This window comes from Pseudomonas sp. GW821-FHT05H12 (genome assembly GCF_059419385.1).
Map to the genome: position 1 here is coordinate 94,358 of NZ_JBWKRS010000025.1, position 13,184 is coordinate 107,541.

Sequence of the window (13,184 nt, forward strand, 5' to 3'; positions counted from 1 at the left end):
CCACGTAATGAGCAGAAGCCATGAGGCTTCACTGTTGGGTTTAATGCCCGTTCATTATGAGGTGACTATATGCCGATAATCAAACCGCCTACCGTTCATGTACCTAAATCTATACCGGCGCCGGCTAGACCGATTCCGCATTACGCGCCTTCAGGCAGTTATTATAATAAGCAAGGGCACCTGGTCAATAAGCAGGGTCAGTTGCTCAATGACAAAGGGCAGGCGGTTAACAAACAAGGGTTTCTGGTTAATCCGAATAACCAGCGGATTAATGAGCAGGGGCAGCGGGTTAATAACAGCGGTCAGGCAATCGATAATAAGGGCCGTCTGATCGATGAAAAGGGGCGATTGATAAATACCCAAGGAAAACTTATCAATGAGAACAATCATCTCGTCGATACCCAAGGCCGCTTGGTCAATCACTCGGGCCGCTTGGTCAACGCTCAGGGGCACTTGGTCGATAAGGACGGAAAGCGTGTCAATCGAGAAGGCCTTCTGATTGATGGCACTGGAAGACCGCTCGATAAGAACGGCAAGGTAGCAAGGGATCAGGCCAGTGCGGTCAAGGGCAATAACGAACCTCATGAGCAACTGCTTTCGCCAAAAATCAACCAAAAGATTCTCGATTGGAAGAACAAGGTCCCAGCGCCCGCGGCTACGCCTAAAATGACGATTGCGGAAGCCACGACCCGGATGATGAATGCCGAAAAAATGGTCAAGTCGGGCGTGATTCCATCGTCGCCATCTGCGGCGCGTACTGCGCGCGATGCGGCGATCAGTGCCGGGATAACGGGGGTAGTGTCTGCGCCAATTAACATTGGGGCATATGCCGGGTCTACGGCGGCTTCCGAACAAATCAAGGCGTCGTATCTGCCTCAACCCATGATTCCTCCGACGCCGATCGGTAAGTCATCGGTCGAACGTCCAGAGGCGCCGGCGGCCCCAGAACTCAATAAGCTCTACGCAAGAATGGATGACGCTCAGATCCAGGCGTTCACGTTGGCGAATCAGTCGATGGTGCTCAAGTTTGGGGATACCGAAACGGGTTTTGTGCCGAGTCAAAATTGGTCGAAAGACCCGCTTGAACGCATGAGCCAACTTGAGAATCTGTTGGACTTCGCTGAACAACATACGAAGGACGTTGCCGATCAATATGAGGTTTTCTTCAAGCCTCATCTGGCTGCTCAACCGGCTGCCCAAGGCCTTGATGGGCTGGAAAGTCGTATGGCTACACTCGAACAGCGAATAGCAAAGGTGAATAAGGCACAAGCTGATATTTTGCTGAAAATGGAAAAATCCGTGACTAAACAGTGAGCGGGTCAGTGCCAAGTTTCATAGTTGGCTTTTGCAGTGCATGTTAATTCTCAATGTCGATAGGGGGTAGTCGACGGATATTGGTAATAAGCCTGGCGCTGAATGGAGTATCTGTGACAGGCTTTTCTGAAAGGTTGCCCGGTAACGCGCAATAGCTTTCGGGGTATTGCAATGATTTCCAATCATTTGAGTTCATCACGTTTTATATCGTTCTACCCTCAGTCTGAATCGCCGATAGATAATAAGTCTAACAGTGCAACTCCTCCAAATATATCCACAGCTTTCCCACCTTCACGCTATCGACGCAGTGCGGCGTCTTCTTCATCTCCACACGCGGCTGATTATGGCGGGCTGCTAACTAAAGACGTCCCTTTGGCGGCTGACGCCCAGGCCAAATTACGCCAGGTAGTTGCCACTTGGAAAGCCGCTCAACCCAAAGCAAACACCGATGATGCCAGCGGTGTGCCGAGTCTAATCGAATGCTTGCGGCTTACCCTTCCTGAGCCTTTACGGTCTGGTAAGGATGAACCTGAAAAAACCCTTAAAGCCATTCTCGATTCTCCAGAAGGCCTTGCGTTGGCCAGGTTACTCCAGGACAGCATCGACGCAGTACCTACGGCCACCAGCCTGCAGGAAGTACTGCTTAGCGCGCTATTGTTGGATGTGGATTCGGCAGGAGGCCTGGAGCGTAATAATCTGGCTGGGTACGCGTTGCGTCAGCCAGGTAACTGGGGTTACAGCGCAGCGCAAATGGTCACGCGTTTTGAAGCGCACCTGGCCACCCGCTTCGGCGACGCCAATGCCAAAATCATCGCTTTTCAACTGTTGTCGGTTTCCGCCCCCGAGTTTCTGGTAAAGGATCTGCCCTCATCGCTGGTGTATGGTTCCCACCAATGGGCCTCCTTCAGTGCAGCGGTGGCTCGCCAAGAGGCGAGTCACCCGGGATCAACGCATGCGAAAACCTATGCACAGATCATGAAACTCGATGAGATAGCGCCTGTTTCTGAATTTGAAAAGCGTCAGCAACAACTCGCTCAGATGACGGCCGTTATCGACTGGGGTATTGCCAACGGCGTCATTGTTGAAAAAAACGATGATGCGTACACCCCCGAAGAAGTCGAAAGCGCGTTGAAGGCCATGCAAGCACAGCATAAGACCTTGGCTGATTCCGTTGATGCATTGTCGACGCCGATGCCAACCCGGCGAGAGTTGGCGCTCGTTGAGCTGCGGCGCGTGTATGGCGTCGAAAATGAAGCTTTTTTTGAGCAGAAGCTGCTGGGGAATATCCCGCCGGGGTCGCCCGGCCGAAAAGCCTATTCGCTGCTGGACATTTACATGTCAGGCGACCTGGGTAAGCACTTCTGGATATCCAGCGACCCTGACTTCAATACCGTCAAAGTGAATCTGGGTTTTCCGAAGTTGCCAAACATCAAACAGCAGTTTGATGAAAGCTTCGACAAATACACCCAAGGGCTCAAAGATGGTTTTGCCGCGCAGTTCAAGTATCAACTCTCATTGCTTGCGCTCGAAGACCGGCGGCTGATTGAGTACGGCAAGGTCACGACATTCAACCTCCAGACGCCCAGTGCCAATCAGGGCCCTGTCAGCGCCGATCATAAAATTCAAGCGTATATAGGCAGCGGTGCAGTAATTATCAGGGCTGAACGTGATGGGAAGGTTTGTCATTATCTGTATTCACCGGCGCAGGGCCGAATCATCAAGGACGCCGACCCTTCCAGGCCTGGCCTGCAGTTTCCAGGCTCTCGTTTGTACTTCTCCATGTCGCTGCCTGATTCGCCGGGCGGTAAAGAACCGCCGGTCACTATCCTGTGGCAGACAGTCGGTAGTGCATCGCCGAAAAACGATCCGGTGAACTTTTTCGCCTATCGTATCTACCCGTCCAAATCGTTGGAGGCCGGTATACCCGGAGAGCATCCCTCCCCGCCGCCGACTTTTTTTTCGCCTAAAACCGATGAACTGTCAGCCGCTGTCGGTGCTTATTTCACGCGAGGTTTGGATGAGGCGAAAGCAACGGCCAATGGCAGCACAGAGCAAGAGCGGGAAAGCGCGCGTTCAAAGGCCGTCAATGCGTTCTTTTTAGGACTGATTCCTTTCTACAATGCGGTTGAAAGTTTTATTAATGGCAGGCCCGCTGAAGGTTTTTTCAATGTGGTGCTGGATGTGTTTGGCTTTTTTATTCCGGGGCTAAAAGGCGGGGTCCAAGGCGTCAAGCAGGGTGTCAGAGCCGGATTGGGCACGACGCTGAACTTCATCAAGGGGGTTGGCAAGGCCGGTGTGAAGGCGCTTAACCCTCTAGCAGGTATTTATGACGTGGGCCGTGGTGTATTTAAACTGGGTAAAGCAGGCTTTAAAAAAATAAGCCGTCTTGGCGGGCGTGGGCGCAGTTTTGATCTTCCCCAACTAGGCAACAAAGACGGGATTGCCGAGGGCCTCTACAGGCCGTTGGGCGCTAATAGCGATGCGGTTCACGTCACCGCCGTGGAACGCAACGGAAAATGGTATGCCTTCGACCCTGCGACTCAAACGCCATACGGCGCGCCATTGAAAGGTTTTGCCCAGTACCCTTCTTCCGATTTTGTCGGTCAGGTCAAGCAGTGGGCAATGGAGGCGGTGACCGATGTTGGCATTGGGGCTGCTGTCATTGCGACGCAAAAAGCGCTTCAAAAACACTATGAGCGTCCTGCTGCTCCTGGCGGCGGTGTTAACCCCGGCGACGTAGAAGTCGCGGACCTGGGGCCGGTAGTTGAACCCGTTGATCCTGCCCTTCGAGTTCGCCTCGACGCTGCAACGCGGGGCGCCAATGAGTTGGGTAAGTTATCGTTGCAATTGGCGCCGGGTGCTGTGGTGGACATCCCGAAATGGTCCAGCGAGCCGCAGCAGGTCGTCAACCAGCTGGAGGCTTTCCTGGCGTTGCTCGAGGAACTCACCATTGATCTTGCACAGGCTTATGAGGTTTTTTTCAAACCGTACACACACGAAGGCTCCGTCAGTCAGGGCGACGGGGGTGTTGCGGATCGATTGAACACCATTGAGAAAAAAATAGCTGCCATACGTGGTGCGTTGACGCAGGTGTCGGCTCGGCATAAACAGGCCGTCGCATAGTGGGGGCGGCTCACCTAAAGAGTGCGATTTCCCCCTCCCTGCGCTAACCTGCCTCGATGTTTTACGAGGTCGACTATGCACATTCATATTCTTGGTATCTGCGGCACTTTCATGGGTTCGATGGCGGTTCTGGCCAAAGAACTGGGCCATCACGTCACCGGCTCCGATGCCAATGTCTACCCGCCCATGAGCACGCAGTTGCAGGCCCAGGGCATTGAGCTGACCCAAGGTTACGACCCGTCGCAGTTCGACCCGGTGCCGGACCTGGTGGTGATTGGTAATGCCATGTCCCGTGGCAACCCGGCCGTCGAGTATGTGCTCAACAAAGGTTTGCCTTATGTGTCTGGCCCGCAGTGGCTGGCAGACCACGTACTGCAAGGCCGTTGGGTGCTCGCTGTTGCCGGTACCCATGGCAAGACCACCACCAGCAGCATGCTGGCCTGGGTGCTGGAACATGCTGGCATGGCCCCGGGCTTCCTGATTGGTGGCGTGCCGCAGAACTTCTCGGTCTCGGCGCGCCTGGGCGACACGCCGTTTTTTGTGATCGAGGCGGATGAATACGACAGTGCCTTCTTCGACAAACGTTCCAAGTTCGTTCACTACCGCCCACGCACGGCGATCCTGAACAACCTGGAATTCGATCACGCCGACATCTTCCCCGATCTGCCGGCCATCGAGCGGCAGTTCCACCACCTGGTGCGTACCATTCCAAGCGAAGGCCTGGTGATCCACCCGACCACCGAGCCCGCCTTGCAGCGGGTGATTGAGATGGGCTGCTGGACCCCGGTGCAAACCACCGGCGCGGGCGGGCAGTGGCAGGTCAAGTTGCTCAGCGACGACGGCTCCAAGTTCGAAGTGCTGTTTGAAGGCGAGCCCCAAGGCATTGTCGAGTGGGGCATGACCGGCCAGCACAACGTGGCCAACGCCCTGGTCACCCTGGCGGCCGCACGGCATGTGGGCGTTGTGCCGTCCATGGGCATCGCCGCCTTGAGCGCCTTCAAGAGCGTGAAACGCCGCATGGAAAAAGTCGCCGACGTGAATGGCATTACTATCTACGACGACTTTGCCCACCACCCGACGGCAATCGCCACCACCCTGGATGGCCTGCGCAAGCAGGTGGGCGATGCGCCGATCATTGCGATCATCGAGCCGCGTTCCAACTCCATGAAACTGGGCGCGCACCGCGATGGTTTGCCGGAAAGCGTCAACGATGCCAACGAGGCCGTCTGGTACGCACCGGCCAACCTCGGCTGGGACCTGCCGGGCATTGCCGCGCGGTGTACGGTGCCGTCCACGGTGTGTGATTCCATCGAAGGCATCATCGAACACGTCAAGCGCCAGGCCAAGCCGGGCACTCACGTAGTGGTCATGAGCAACGGCGGCTTCGGCGGCCTGCATGGCAAGTTGGCCGAGGCGCTGAAATGAGCGGCCCGGAACGCGTCACCCTGGCGATGACCGGCGCATCGGGCGCGCCTTATGGGTTGCGCCTGCTCGATTGCCTGGTGCGCGAAGACCGCGAGGTGCATTTTTTGATCTCCAAGGCCGCGCAGTTGGTACTGGCCACCGAGACCGACGTCGCGCTGCCGGCCAAGGTGCAGATGATGCAAGCCTTCCTCACCGAGTACACCGGTGCGGCGGCGGGGCAGATCCGGGTGTACGGCAAGGAAGACTGGATGTCGCCGGTGGCCTCGGGCTCGGGCGCACCGGCGGCGATGGTGGTGGTGCCATGTTCCACCGGCACCTTGTCGGCGATCGCCACCGGTGCGTGCAACAACCTGATCGAGCGCGCGGCGGACGTGACCCTCAAGGAGCGTCGCCAGTTGATCCTGGTGCCGCGTGAAGCGCCGTATTCGAGCATTCACCTGGAGCACATGCTCAAGCTGTCGAACATGGGCGTGACCATTTTGCCGGCATCGCCGGGCTTCTATCACCAGCCGCAGACCATCGATGACCTGGTGGACTTTGTGGTGGCGCGCATTCTCAACCTGCTGAACATCCCTCAGGACATGCTGCCACGTTGGGGCGAACACCATTTGAGCAGCGATGAATAAACTCGTGATGGTACTGGTGGCGCTGCAACTCGCCGGCTGCGCGACCGCCCGCACGCTGGACGCCGCGCAACCTGGTGCACCCGTGGTGTATGCCGGTACGCGGCTCGACTTGTATGCGATCAACGGCGGCTGCTGCGCCAAAGACCGCTTCGGTGCCGAGGCGCCGAGCTATCCCCATGTCGACCTGCCAGCCAGCGTGTTGCTCGACACGCTGCTGTTGCCGCTGTCGGTGTTGACGGTGTTGGGGGTAGGGTTTAACGCCACGGGCGGGCTATAGACCCATTTTGAATGCATTCCAACGTTTGGGCTGATGGTGCCGGGGCTGGCCTCATCGCCGGCAAGCCGGCTCCTACAATTGGAATGCATTCCCCTGTAGGAGCTGGCTTGCCAGCGATAGCGCCAGTCCAGTCAGCAAAGAATTATTTGCCGAGCTTGCGCAACTCATCCGACTCCACCACCCGCACCCCGTCCTGCTCTTCCAGCGCCAGGCGCCACATGGCCCGGGCCAGTTCGCACACTTCGATGCCGCGGTACTTGCCGGGGATCAACTTCGACAACGGCCCCGCCAGTTGCTCGGCCAGACGCGGCTCCAACCGCTCGCCCAGCAGCAGCGAAGGCCGCACGATGGTCAGTTGCGGCCAGTCTTGCGCCTTCAGCGCCTGCTCCATTTCGCCCTTGACCCGGTTGTAGAAGATCGAGGATTTCGGATCGGCGCCAATTGCGCTGATCACGATCAGGTGGCGTGCGCCCATTTCCCGTGCGCGCTTGGCAAAGGCCACGACCATGTCCAGGTCCACGGCGCGAAACGCTTCTTCAGAGCCCGCTTGTTTGATGGTGGTGCCCAGGCAGCAGAAGGCAATGTCCACGCGGCCGCTCAGTTGCGGCAGGAAGACCGCCGGGTCGCCCACCGGGTTTTCCAGGTGCGGGTGTTCGGCCAGCGGCTTGCGGCTTGGTGCCAGTACGCGGGTCACCGTGGGTTCGTTGAGCAGGCGGTCGAGCAGGTGTTCGCCGGTCAGGCCGGAGGCGCCAGCGAGCAGGATATGCTGAGGTGTCAGGTACATGGTGTTTCCCCCTTGTTACACAGTTCAGCTTAGTTGCCTTTGGCTTCCTTGCTATTCATTGAGACGCTTTCGAGCGCCTTTCGTGCCTGCTGTTTGCGTAAAAGTTGCCAGTGGGCGATCACGCCCTTGGGGGCCCAGATCTGCGGCTCGGAGGCTTCGAAGTTGTCCGCCTGTTCGCGTTCGGCCACGTGCTGCTGCGCCAGCTTGAAGGCTTGCTGCAAGTCGTCGGTCTGGTTGAAGGCTTGGGCGAAGAGGGCGTCGCCGAAGTAGGTGAAGTCGGCCTCTTCGGAGCAGCCGAAGGACACGCGGTCGGCGCGCGAGGCGGTCATGATCAGGGTGCGCTCGTCTTTGAGCGCCGGGATGAAACCCCCGGAGTAGCAGGCGGAAATCACGATGATCTTGTCGCGGTTCTTCAACGGCGCGAGCACGGCGGCCAGTTCGTCGGCGGGCAGGTCGGCCAGCTCCATGCGTGGCTGGTCCAGCACCAATTCGTGTTCGTGGGTGCCGTGGCTGGTCATATAAATGAACACCAGGTCTTCCGGGCCGGTGCGTTCGGCCAGGGTTTGCACGGCGCGGCGCAGGCTTTCGCGGGTCGCGAGGGGGCGGTCGGCGATATGGTCGCGGTGGTTGACCAGGCGGATCTGCCCACGCGCACCAAAACGGGTGGCGAGCATGTTGCTGACGTAATCGGCTTCGCGCAGGAACACGCTTTGCTTGCCATCACCGGCCAGCACCAGGGTGTACAGCTCGACAGCAGGGGTGGACGGAGGCACCGCGGCGAGGGCGGCCTCCAACAGGCGGCCTTGAGCCAGTATTCCGGTTTCCAGCGGATCGGGCAGCAGCTTGCCGTCGGCATCGCGCACGCGCATGCCATTGACCCAGGTGCCTGCTTGCACCGTGCCATCGGTGAGCACCAGGGTGCCCTTGCCTTGGTAGCTGTCGCTGTCGAAACCGCCGATATAGAAGCTGCCGTCGGTAAGGTTCAGGCGGCCTTCGCCGGTAAAGCGCCAATCGCTGAATTGGCCCACATAGTGGCTGCCGTCGATGCCAATCAACTCGCCTTTGCCGCTGAGGGCGCCTTCCTTGAACTGGCCGATCCACACGTCGCCGTCGGCGTTTTCGTAGCGGCCCTTGCCGTTGAGCTGGTTTTGTTTGAACTGGCCGACATAGATGTCGCCATCGGCGCTGTTGAACGTGCCGTTGCCTTCAAGCTGGCCATCGACGAAGTGGCCGCTGAACTGGTTGCCGCTGTCGTCATTGCGCTGGCCTTCGCCATTGGGCTTGCCGTGGGCGAACTGGCCCTGGTACTGGCTGCCGTCGGCCAGCTCCAGGCGGCCGAGGCCGGAATACTGATCGTCCTTGAACTCGCCGCGATAGGTCATCGCCCCTTCCTTGAGGGTGCCTTCGCCATTGCGTCGACCGTTCTTGAAGCCGCCCACATAGCTGCTGCCCGAAGTGGTCAGGCTGCCCTGGCCGTCGAACAGGCCTTGCTGGAACTGGCCTTTATAGACCTCGCCGTTGCTGCCATGCCATTCGCCCTGGCCGTGCCACTGGCCCTTATCGAACTGGCCGGCGTACCAACTGCCGTTGGGGTAGTCCACCCGGCCCTGGCCTTGCAGCAAACCGTTGACCACATCGCCCCGGTAGCGGCCGCCGTCGGGCAGGCGCGCATCGGGCGGCAACAGCGATTCGCCGTCTCCGCAAGCGGTGAGCAACAGGGCAAGGGCAAGAGGAGCGAGTGGGCGCATAGCGGGATCCGGATAATTGAGCGCCGAGTATGCCGCAGCTGCGAGATTCATACATAAATTTACATACATTGTGGCGAGGATTTTGCCCCGCCACTCACCTGTAGAAGCCGGCTTGCCGGCGATGCAGCGTCGCTGCGTTTATCGCTGGCAAGCCAGCTCCTACGGGGGGCTGGGCGTTACACGAAGCAGAGTGACAACGACTCTGCGATGTAAGCCGGTTTTTCCTGGCCTTCGATTTCCAGGGTAGCGGTGGCCTTGAACAGCCATTGGCCTGGCTTTTTCTCGGTGACGTCAGTGAGCGTGACGTTCAGGCGGACCTTGGAATTGACTTTCACGGGTTGGATGAAACGCACGCTGTCCAGGCCATAGTTGACCGCCATCTTCAGGCCTTCGGGCATGATCAGGATGTCTTCCATCAGCTTGGGCATCAGCGACAGCGACAGGAAACCGTGGGCGATGGTGCTGCCAAACGGCGTTTGCGCGGCCTTGACCGGGTCGACGTGGATGAACTGATGATCGCCAGTGGCTTCTGCGAACAGGTTGATACGGGCCTGGTCGATGGTGAGCCATTCGGAACGTCCCAGTTCCTTGCCGACATAATCTTTGAGCTGCGCTACAGGTACATAGGGCATTGCGACTCTCCTTGGTTCATCGGTTTTTATAGGTGTGCGAAATCCATCTTAGATCATCATGGGCACCCCGCCCGGTCAAGCCACCATGCTTTTGGCGAATGCCTGAGCATAGGGCGGGCGTGCTTATAATGCCGGGACGTTTCGAGGGGGAAGAACGGATGCTGCTACGTGGCCTGACCTGGCTGGTGCTGTTTCAATTGATCGGCACGGCGATCAACCATTTGCTGTTGCCCATCTTGCCGGGGCCGATTATCGGGCTGCTGCTGATGCTGGGCTTTCTGATCTGGAAGGGCGAAGTCGGCGAGCCCCTGAGCCTGGCGGCCAGCAGCTTGCTGCGCTATCTGCCGCTGCTGCTGGTGCCACCTGCGGTTGGGGTGATGGTGTACGCCAAGGACATCGCGGCGGACTTCTGGGCCATCGTCGGTGCGCTGGTGCTGTCGCTGGTGATCGCCATGGGCTTTGTCGGCGTGCTGATGCAGCAGATGGTCAAGCGCAAGGAGAAGGATCAATGATCTTCGACTGGCAGGGTGCGTGGACCGCCGTGATTCATCACCCCTTGTTCGGCATCGGCATCACCCTGGGCGCCTATCAACTGGTGCTGGCGGCGTTTGAGAAAACCCGCTGGATCTTCCTGCAACCGGTGCTGGTGTCCATGCTGCTGGTGATCGGTGTGCTGGTCAGCTGTGGCCTGACGTACGCCGAGTACCGCAAGAGCACCGAGATCATGGGCATCCTGCTGGGCCCTGCGACCGTGGCCCTGGCCGTGCCGCTTTACTTGAACCTGCGGCGCATTCGTCAATTGTTCTGGCCGATTTTTACTACGCTGGTGGTAGGCGGGGTGTTGGCCACCGGGCTGTGTGTGCTGCTGGGTTGGTGGTTTGGCGCCGAACACATGATGTTGATGACCATGGCGCCCAAATCGGTCACCTCGCCGATTGCCATGCTGGTGGCCGAGCAGATCGGCGGCGTGGCTGCGTTGGCGGCGGTGTTTGTGCTGATCACCGGCGTGATCGGTGCGATGATCGGCCCGGCCTACCTGTCGCGCCTGGGCGTGCACAGCCCAGAGGCGCGCGGCATGGCGCTGGGCATGACGGCCCACGCCGTCGGCACCTCGGTGGCCCTGCAAGAGAGTGAAGAATGCGGCGCCTTTGCCGCGCTGGCGATGAGTCTGATGGGCGTGGCCACGGCGGTGTTCCTGCCGTTGGCTGTGTCGGTGATCGTTTAATCCGGGTTTGAAGGAAACCTTTATGAGTCTGGCGCTGTTCCCGCTCAACACCGTGCTGTTCCCGGGTTGCACCCTCGACCTGCAACTGTTCGAAGCGCGCTACCTGGACATGGTCGCGCGCTGCATGAAAAAGGGCGAAAGCTTCGGCGTGGTGTGCATCCTCGACGGCAACGAAGTGGGCACGGCCCCGGATGGTTACGCGCTGATCGGCTGCGAAGCGCTGATCCGTGATTTCAAGCAACAGAACAATGGCCTGCTGGGTATTCGTGTCGAAGGCGGGCGGCGTTTTCGTGTGCGCGACGCCGGCGTGCAGAAGGACCAACTGCTGGTCGCCGAGGTGCAATGGCTCGAAGAACTGCCGGACCAGCCGCTGGAAGAAGAGGACGCCGACCTGCTGGCGTTGCTCCAGGCCCTGGCCGAACACCCGATGGTGGCCTCGTTGGACATGGACGCCCATGCCGACGGGCAGCAAGCCTTGGGCAATCAGTTGGCGTATCTGCTGCCGTTCACCGAGGCCGACAAGATCGACCTGCTGCAACTCGATGACCCACAGCAGCGCCTGGATGCGATCCAGATGCTGCTCGATGAACTGCAGGGCGAGCTGTTTACTTAATAGGCATAACGCAGCAGGGCGTGGGGCGTGCCGGTAAACGCGATGACCCCCATCACGGCGACCAGTGTCGGCAACAGCAGCCACCAGGTTTTTTGCGACAGGGCCGGCAGCGGGCTTCGATACTGGCTCACGCCCAGGCTGAACGCGCACACCGTCATCGCCAGCAGCGTGCCGGCCAGGATGTCCGTGGGCCAGTGGGCGCCGAGGTAGACCCGCGACAGCGCGATGAAGGCCGCCGGGATACAGCCCAGCAGCATCCAGGTCAGGCGCAGCCGGATGGGTTGCCCGCGACCGGCCAGTACGGCCAGCGCCAGGAAAAACGCAAACGCGCCGGAGGCGTGACCGCTGGGCATGCTGAAACTGGTCAGCGGGTCGGTGAGGATTTCCGGGCGGCCACGGGCGAAAAACAGCTTGGTCCCGGTGTTGATCAGCGCTGAACCGGCCAGGGTCGCGCCGACAAACAGCGCATGGCGCCATTGCCGCGCCAGTAGCAGCAGGCCGGTGAATACGGCGCTGGCCACGAACATCTTCTTGAACTCACCCAGCTGAGTGATGCGCACCATCACTTCGTCCAGCCAGGGGCTGCGGTGTTCTTGCACCAGGGCGCTCAGGCCTTGGTCGAAGTCATTGAGGTGGGGGTAGCCGATAAACAGGGTGATCAACACGGCGAGGCTGGCGCAGCCAATCCACAGCGTGGCGCGGCGATGGCCGCGCAGGCTGCTGTTCAGGCTCAGTCCCACTACCACCGCGATACAGGCCGCAACGATGCCGGCCTCGGGCCAGAAACCCTCGGGCAACGGCAGGCGAAACGCAGCGCCGGTCGCCCAGCCCGGCAGCAGATAAGCCACCGACCAGCCCGCCGCCGCAACGATGCTCACCGCCGCGAAACGGGGGAAGGGCATGTCGCACATGCCGGCCACCATGGGCAACATGGGCCGCAGCGGGCCGATGAAGCGCCCGACCAGCAGGCTGGCGATGCCGTATTTGTGGAAGTAGGTTTCGGCGCTGTTCATCCATTCGGGGTGGTGGCGCAAGCCGGGCAGGCGCCGGATGTTCTGATGGAAATGTCGCCCCAGGTAGTAGGACACCGCATCACCCAACAACCCGCCGAGAAAACCCAGCAGCAGGGTTTCGCTCAAGGACAGCGCGCCGCTGCCGGCAAGGGCGGCAATGGCGAATAACAATACCGTGCCTGGCACGATCAGCCCGGCAATGGCCAGGCACTCCACGCAAGCGACGATGAAGACCGCCACCGCCAGCCATTCGGGGTTCAGGGTCAGCCAGCCGGTAATGCTATCGAGCCATTGGCCCATACAATCCTCTCCATCCAAGGTTGTACACCCTGTAGGAGCCCGGGGGGGGGGGGGGGGGGGGGGGGGGGGGGGGGGGGGGGGGGGGGGGGGGGGGGGGGGGGGGG

Annotated in this window: 12 protein-coding genes; 8 read left to right on the top strand and 4 right to left on the bottom strand. The window is 59.7% G+C overall.

Annotation, left to right across the window (positions count from 1 at the left end):
- The first annotated feature begins 69 nt into the window (after positions 1–69).
- From AC07SU_RS21120 to AC07SU_RS21140, 5 genes are all read left to right on the top strand, one after another.
- On the top strand, positions 70–1,314 hold the full coding sequence (locus AC07SU_RS21120; RefSeq protein ID WP_494998128.1) for a hypothetical protein: 1,245 nt from the start codon (positions 70–72) through the stop codon (positions 1,312–1,314).
- A 171-nt stretch (positions 1,315–1,485) separates the two neighbouring features.
- Complete coding sequence (locus AC07SU_RS21125; protein ID WP_494998129.1) at positions 1,486–4,437, top strand: hypothetical protein; 2,952 nt, start codon at positions 1,486–1,488, stop codon at positions 4,435–4,437.
- A 75-nt stretch (positions 4,438–4,512) separates the two neighbouring features.
- Positions 4,513–5,862, top strand: a complete 1,350-nt coding sequence (gene mpl, locus AC07SU_RS21130; protein ID WP_494998130.1) for a UDP-N-acetylmuramate:L-alanyl-gamma-D-glutamyl-meso-diaminopimelate ligase — start codon at positions 4,513–4,515, stop codon at positions 5,860–5,862.
- Complete coding sequence (ubiX, locus tag AC07SU_RS21135; protein WP_071485426.1) at positions 5,859–6,488, top strand: flavin prenyltransferase UbiX; 630 nt, start codon at positions 5,859–5,861, stop codon at positions 6,486–6,488. Before mpl ends, ubiX begins: the two co-directional genes overlap by 4 nt.
- Positions 6,481–6,765: a YceK/YidQ family lipoprotein gene (locus tag AC07SU_RS21140; RefSeq protein ID WP_494998131.1), complete on the top strand. Its 285-nt coding sequence runs from the start codon at positions 6,481–6,483 to the stop codon at positions 6,763–6,765. The genes ubiX and AC07SU_RS21140 overlap by 8 nt, the downstream gene beginning before the upstream one ends.
- A 142-nt stretch (positions 6,766–6,907) precedes the next feature.
- Here the strand turns inward: AC07SU_RS21140 and AC07SU_RS21145 are convergent, their stop codons facing one another.
- The 3 genes from AC07SU_RS21145 to AC07SU_RS21155 all read right to left on the bottom strand — a co-directional run bounded on the left by AC07SU_RS21145 (position 6,908) and on the right by AC07SU_RS21155 (position 9,929).
- Positions 6,908–7,549, bottom strand: a complete 642-nt coding sequence (locus tag AC07SU_RS21145) for an oxidoreductase (RefSeq protein WP_494998132.1) — start codon at positions 7,547–7,549, stop codon at positions 6,908–6,910.
- A 29-nt stretch (positions 7,550–7,578) separates the two neighbouring features.
- On the bottom strand, positions 7,579–9,297 hold the full coding sequence (locus AC07SU_RS21150; protein ID WP_494998133.1) for a C13 family peptidase: 1,719 nt from the start codon (positions 9,295–9,297) through the stop codon (positions 7,579–7,581).
- 176 nt (positions 9,298–9,473) lie between these two features.
- Positions 9,474–9,929: a MaoC family dehydratase gene (locus AC07SU_RS21155; protein WP_003194496.1), complete on the bottom strand. Its 456-nt coding sequence runs from the start codon at positions 9,927–9,929 to the stop codon at positions 9,474–9,476.
- A gap of 158 nt (positions 9,930–10,087) precedes the next feature.
- Between AC07SU_RS21155 and AC07SU_RS21160 the strand changes: the two genes are divergently transcribed.
- The 3 genes from AC07SU_RS21160 to AC07SU_RS21170 are packed head-to-tail and all read left to right on the top strand — an operon-like array spanning position 10,088 to position 11,767.
- Positions 10,088–10,441: a CidA/LrgA family protein gene (locus tag AC07SU_RS21160; protein ID WP_178919383.1), complete on the top strand. Its 354-nt coding sequence runs from the start codon at positions 10,088–10,090 to the stop codon at positions 10,439–10,441.
- The gene (locus AC07SU_RS21165) at positions 10,438–11,154 is read left to right on the top strand and encodes an LrgB family protein (protein WP_176998539.1); all 717 of its coding nucleotides are present in this window, start codon (positions 10,438–10,440) and stop codon (positions 11,152–11,154) included. The genes AC07SU_RS21160 and AC07SU_RS21165 overlap by 4 nt, the downstream gene beginning before the upstream one ends.
- Positions 11,155–11,176: 22 nt before the next feature.
- A complete protein-coding gene (locus AC07SU_RS21170) occupies positions 11,177–11,767 on the top strand; it encodes an LON peptidase substrate-binding domain-containing protein (protein WP_494998134.1) in 591 nt (196 codons plus the stop codon).
- Here AC07SU_RS21170 and AC07SU_RS21175 read toward each other — a convergent pair.
- Positions 11,764–13,080 (bottom strand): bifunctional DedA family/phosphatase PAP2 family protein, encoded by a 1,317-nt coding sequence (locus AC07SU_RS21175; protein ID WP_494998135.1) that lies wholly within the window; start codon positions 13,078–13,080, stop codon positions 11,764–11,766. The two genes, AC07SU_RS21170 and AC07SU_RS21175, sit on opposite strands and share 4 nt — an antisense overlap.
- Positions 13,081–13,184: the final 104 nt, after the last annotated feature.

Excerpts from the sequence above, each read along its gene's own strand:
- AC07SU_RS21120 (WP_494998128.1), top strand. The coding sequence starts at position 70 with ATGCCGATAATCAAACCGCCTACCGTTCATGTACCTAAATCTATACCG.
- AC07SU_RS21125 (WP_494998129.1), top strand. The coding sequence starts at position 1,486 with ATGATTTCCAATCATTTGAGTTCATCACGTTTTATATCGTTCTACCCT.
- mpl (WP_494998130.1), top strand. The coding sequence starts at position 4,513 with ATGCACATTCATATTCTTGGTATCTGCGGCACTTTCATGGGTTCGATG.
- ubiX (WP_071485426.1), top strand. The coding sequence starts at position 5,859 with ATGAGCGGCCCGGAACGCGTCACCCTGGCGATGACCGGCGCATCGGGC.
- AC07SU_RS21140 (WP_494998131.1), top strand. The coding sequence starts at position 6,481 with ATGAATAAACTCGTGATGGTACTGGTGGCGCTGCAACTCGCCGGCTGC.
- AC07SU_RS21145 (WP_494998132.1), bottom strand. The coding sequence starts at position 7,549 with ATGTACCTGACACCTCAGCATATCCTGCTCGCTGGCGCCTCCGGCCTG.
- AC07SU_RS21150 (WP_494998133.1), bottom strand. The coding sequence starts at position 9,297 with ATGCGCCCACTCGCTCCTCTTGCCCTTGCCCTGTTGCTCACCGCTTGC.
- AC07SU_RS21155 (WP_003194496.1), bottom strand. The coding sequence starts at position 9,929 with ATGCCCTATGTACCTGTAGCGCAGCTCAAAGATTATGTCGGCAAGGAA.
- AC07SU_RS21160 (WP_178919383.1), top strand. The coding sequence starts at position 10,088 with ATGCTGCTACGTGGCCTGACCTGGCTGGTGCTGTTTCAATTGATCGGC.
- AC07SU_RS21165 (WP_176998539.1), top strand. The coding sequence starts at position 10,438 with ATGATCTTCGACTGGCAGGGTGCGTGGACCGCCGTGATTCATCACCCC.
- AC07SU_RS21170 (WP_494998134.1), top strand. The coding sequence starts at position 11,177 with ATGAGTCTGGCGCTGTTCCCGCTCAACACCGTGCTGTTCCCGGGTTGC.
- AC07SU_RS21175 (WP_494998135.1), bottom strand. The coding sequence starts at position 13,080 with ATGGGCCAATGGCTCGATAGCATTACCGGCTGGCTGACCCTGAACCCC.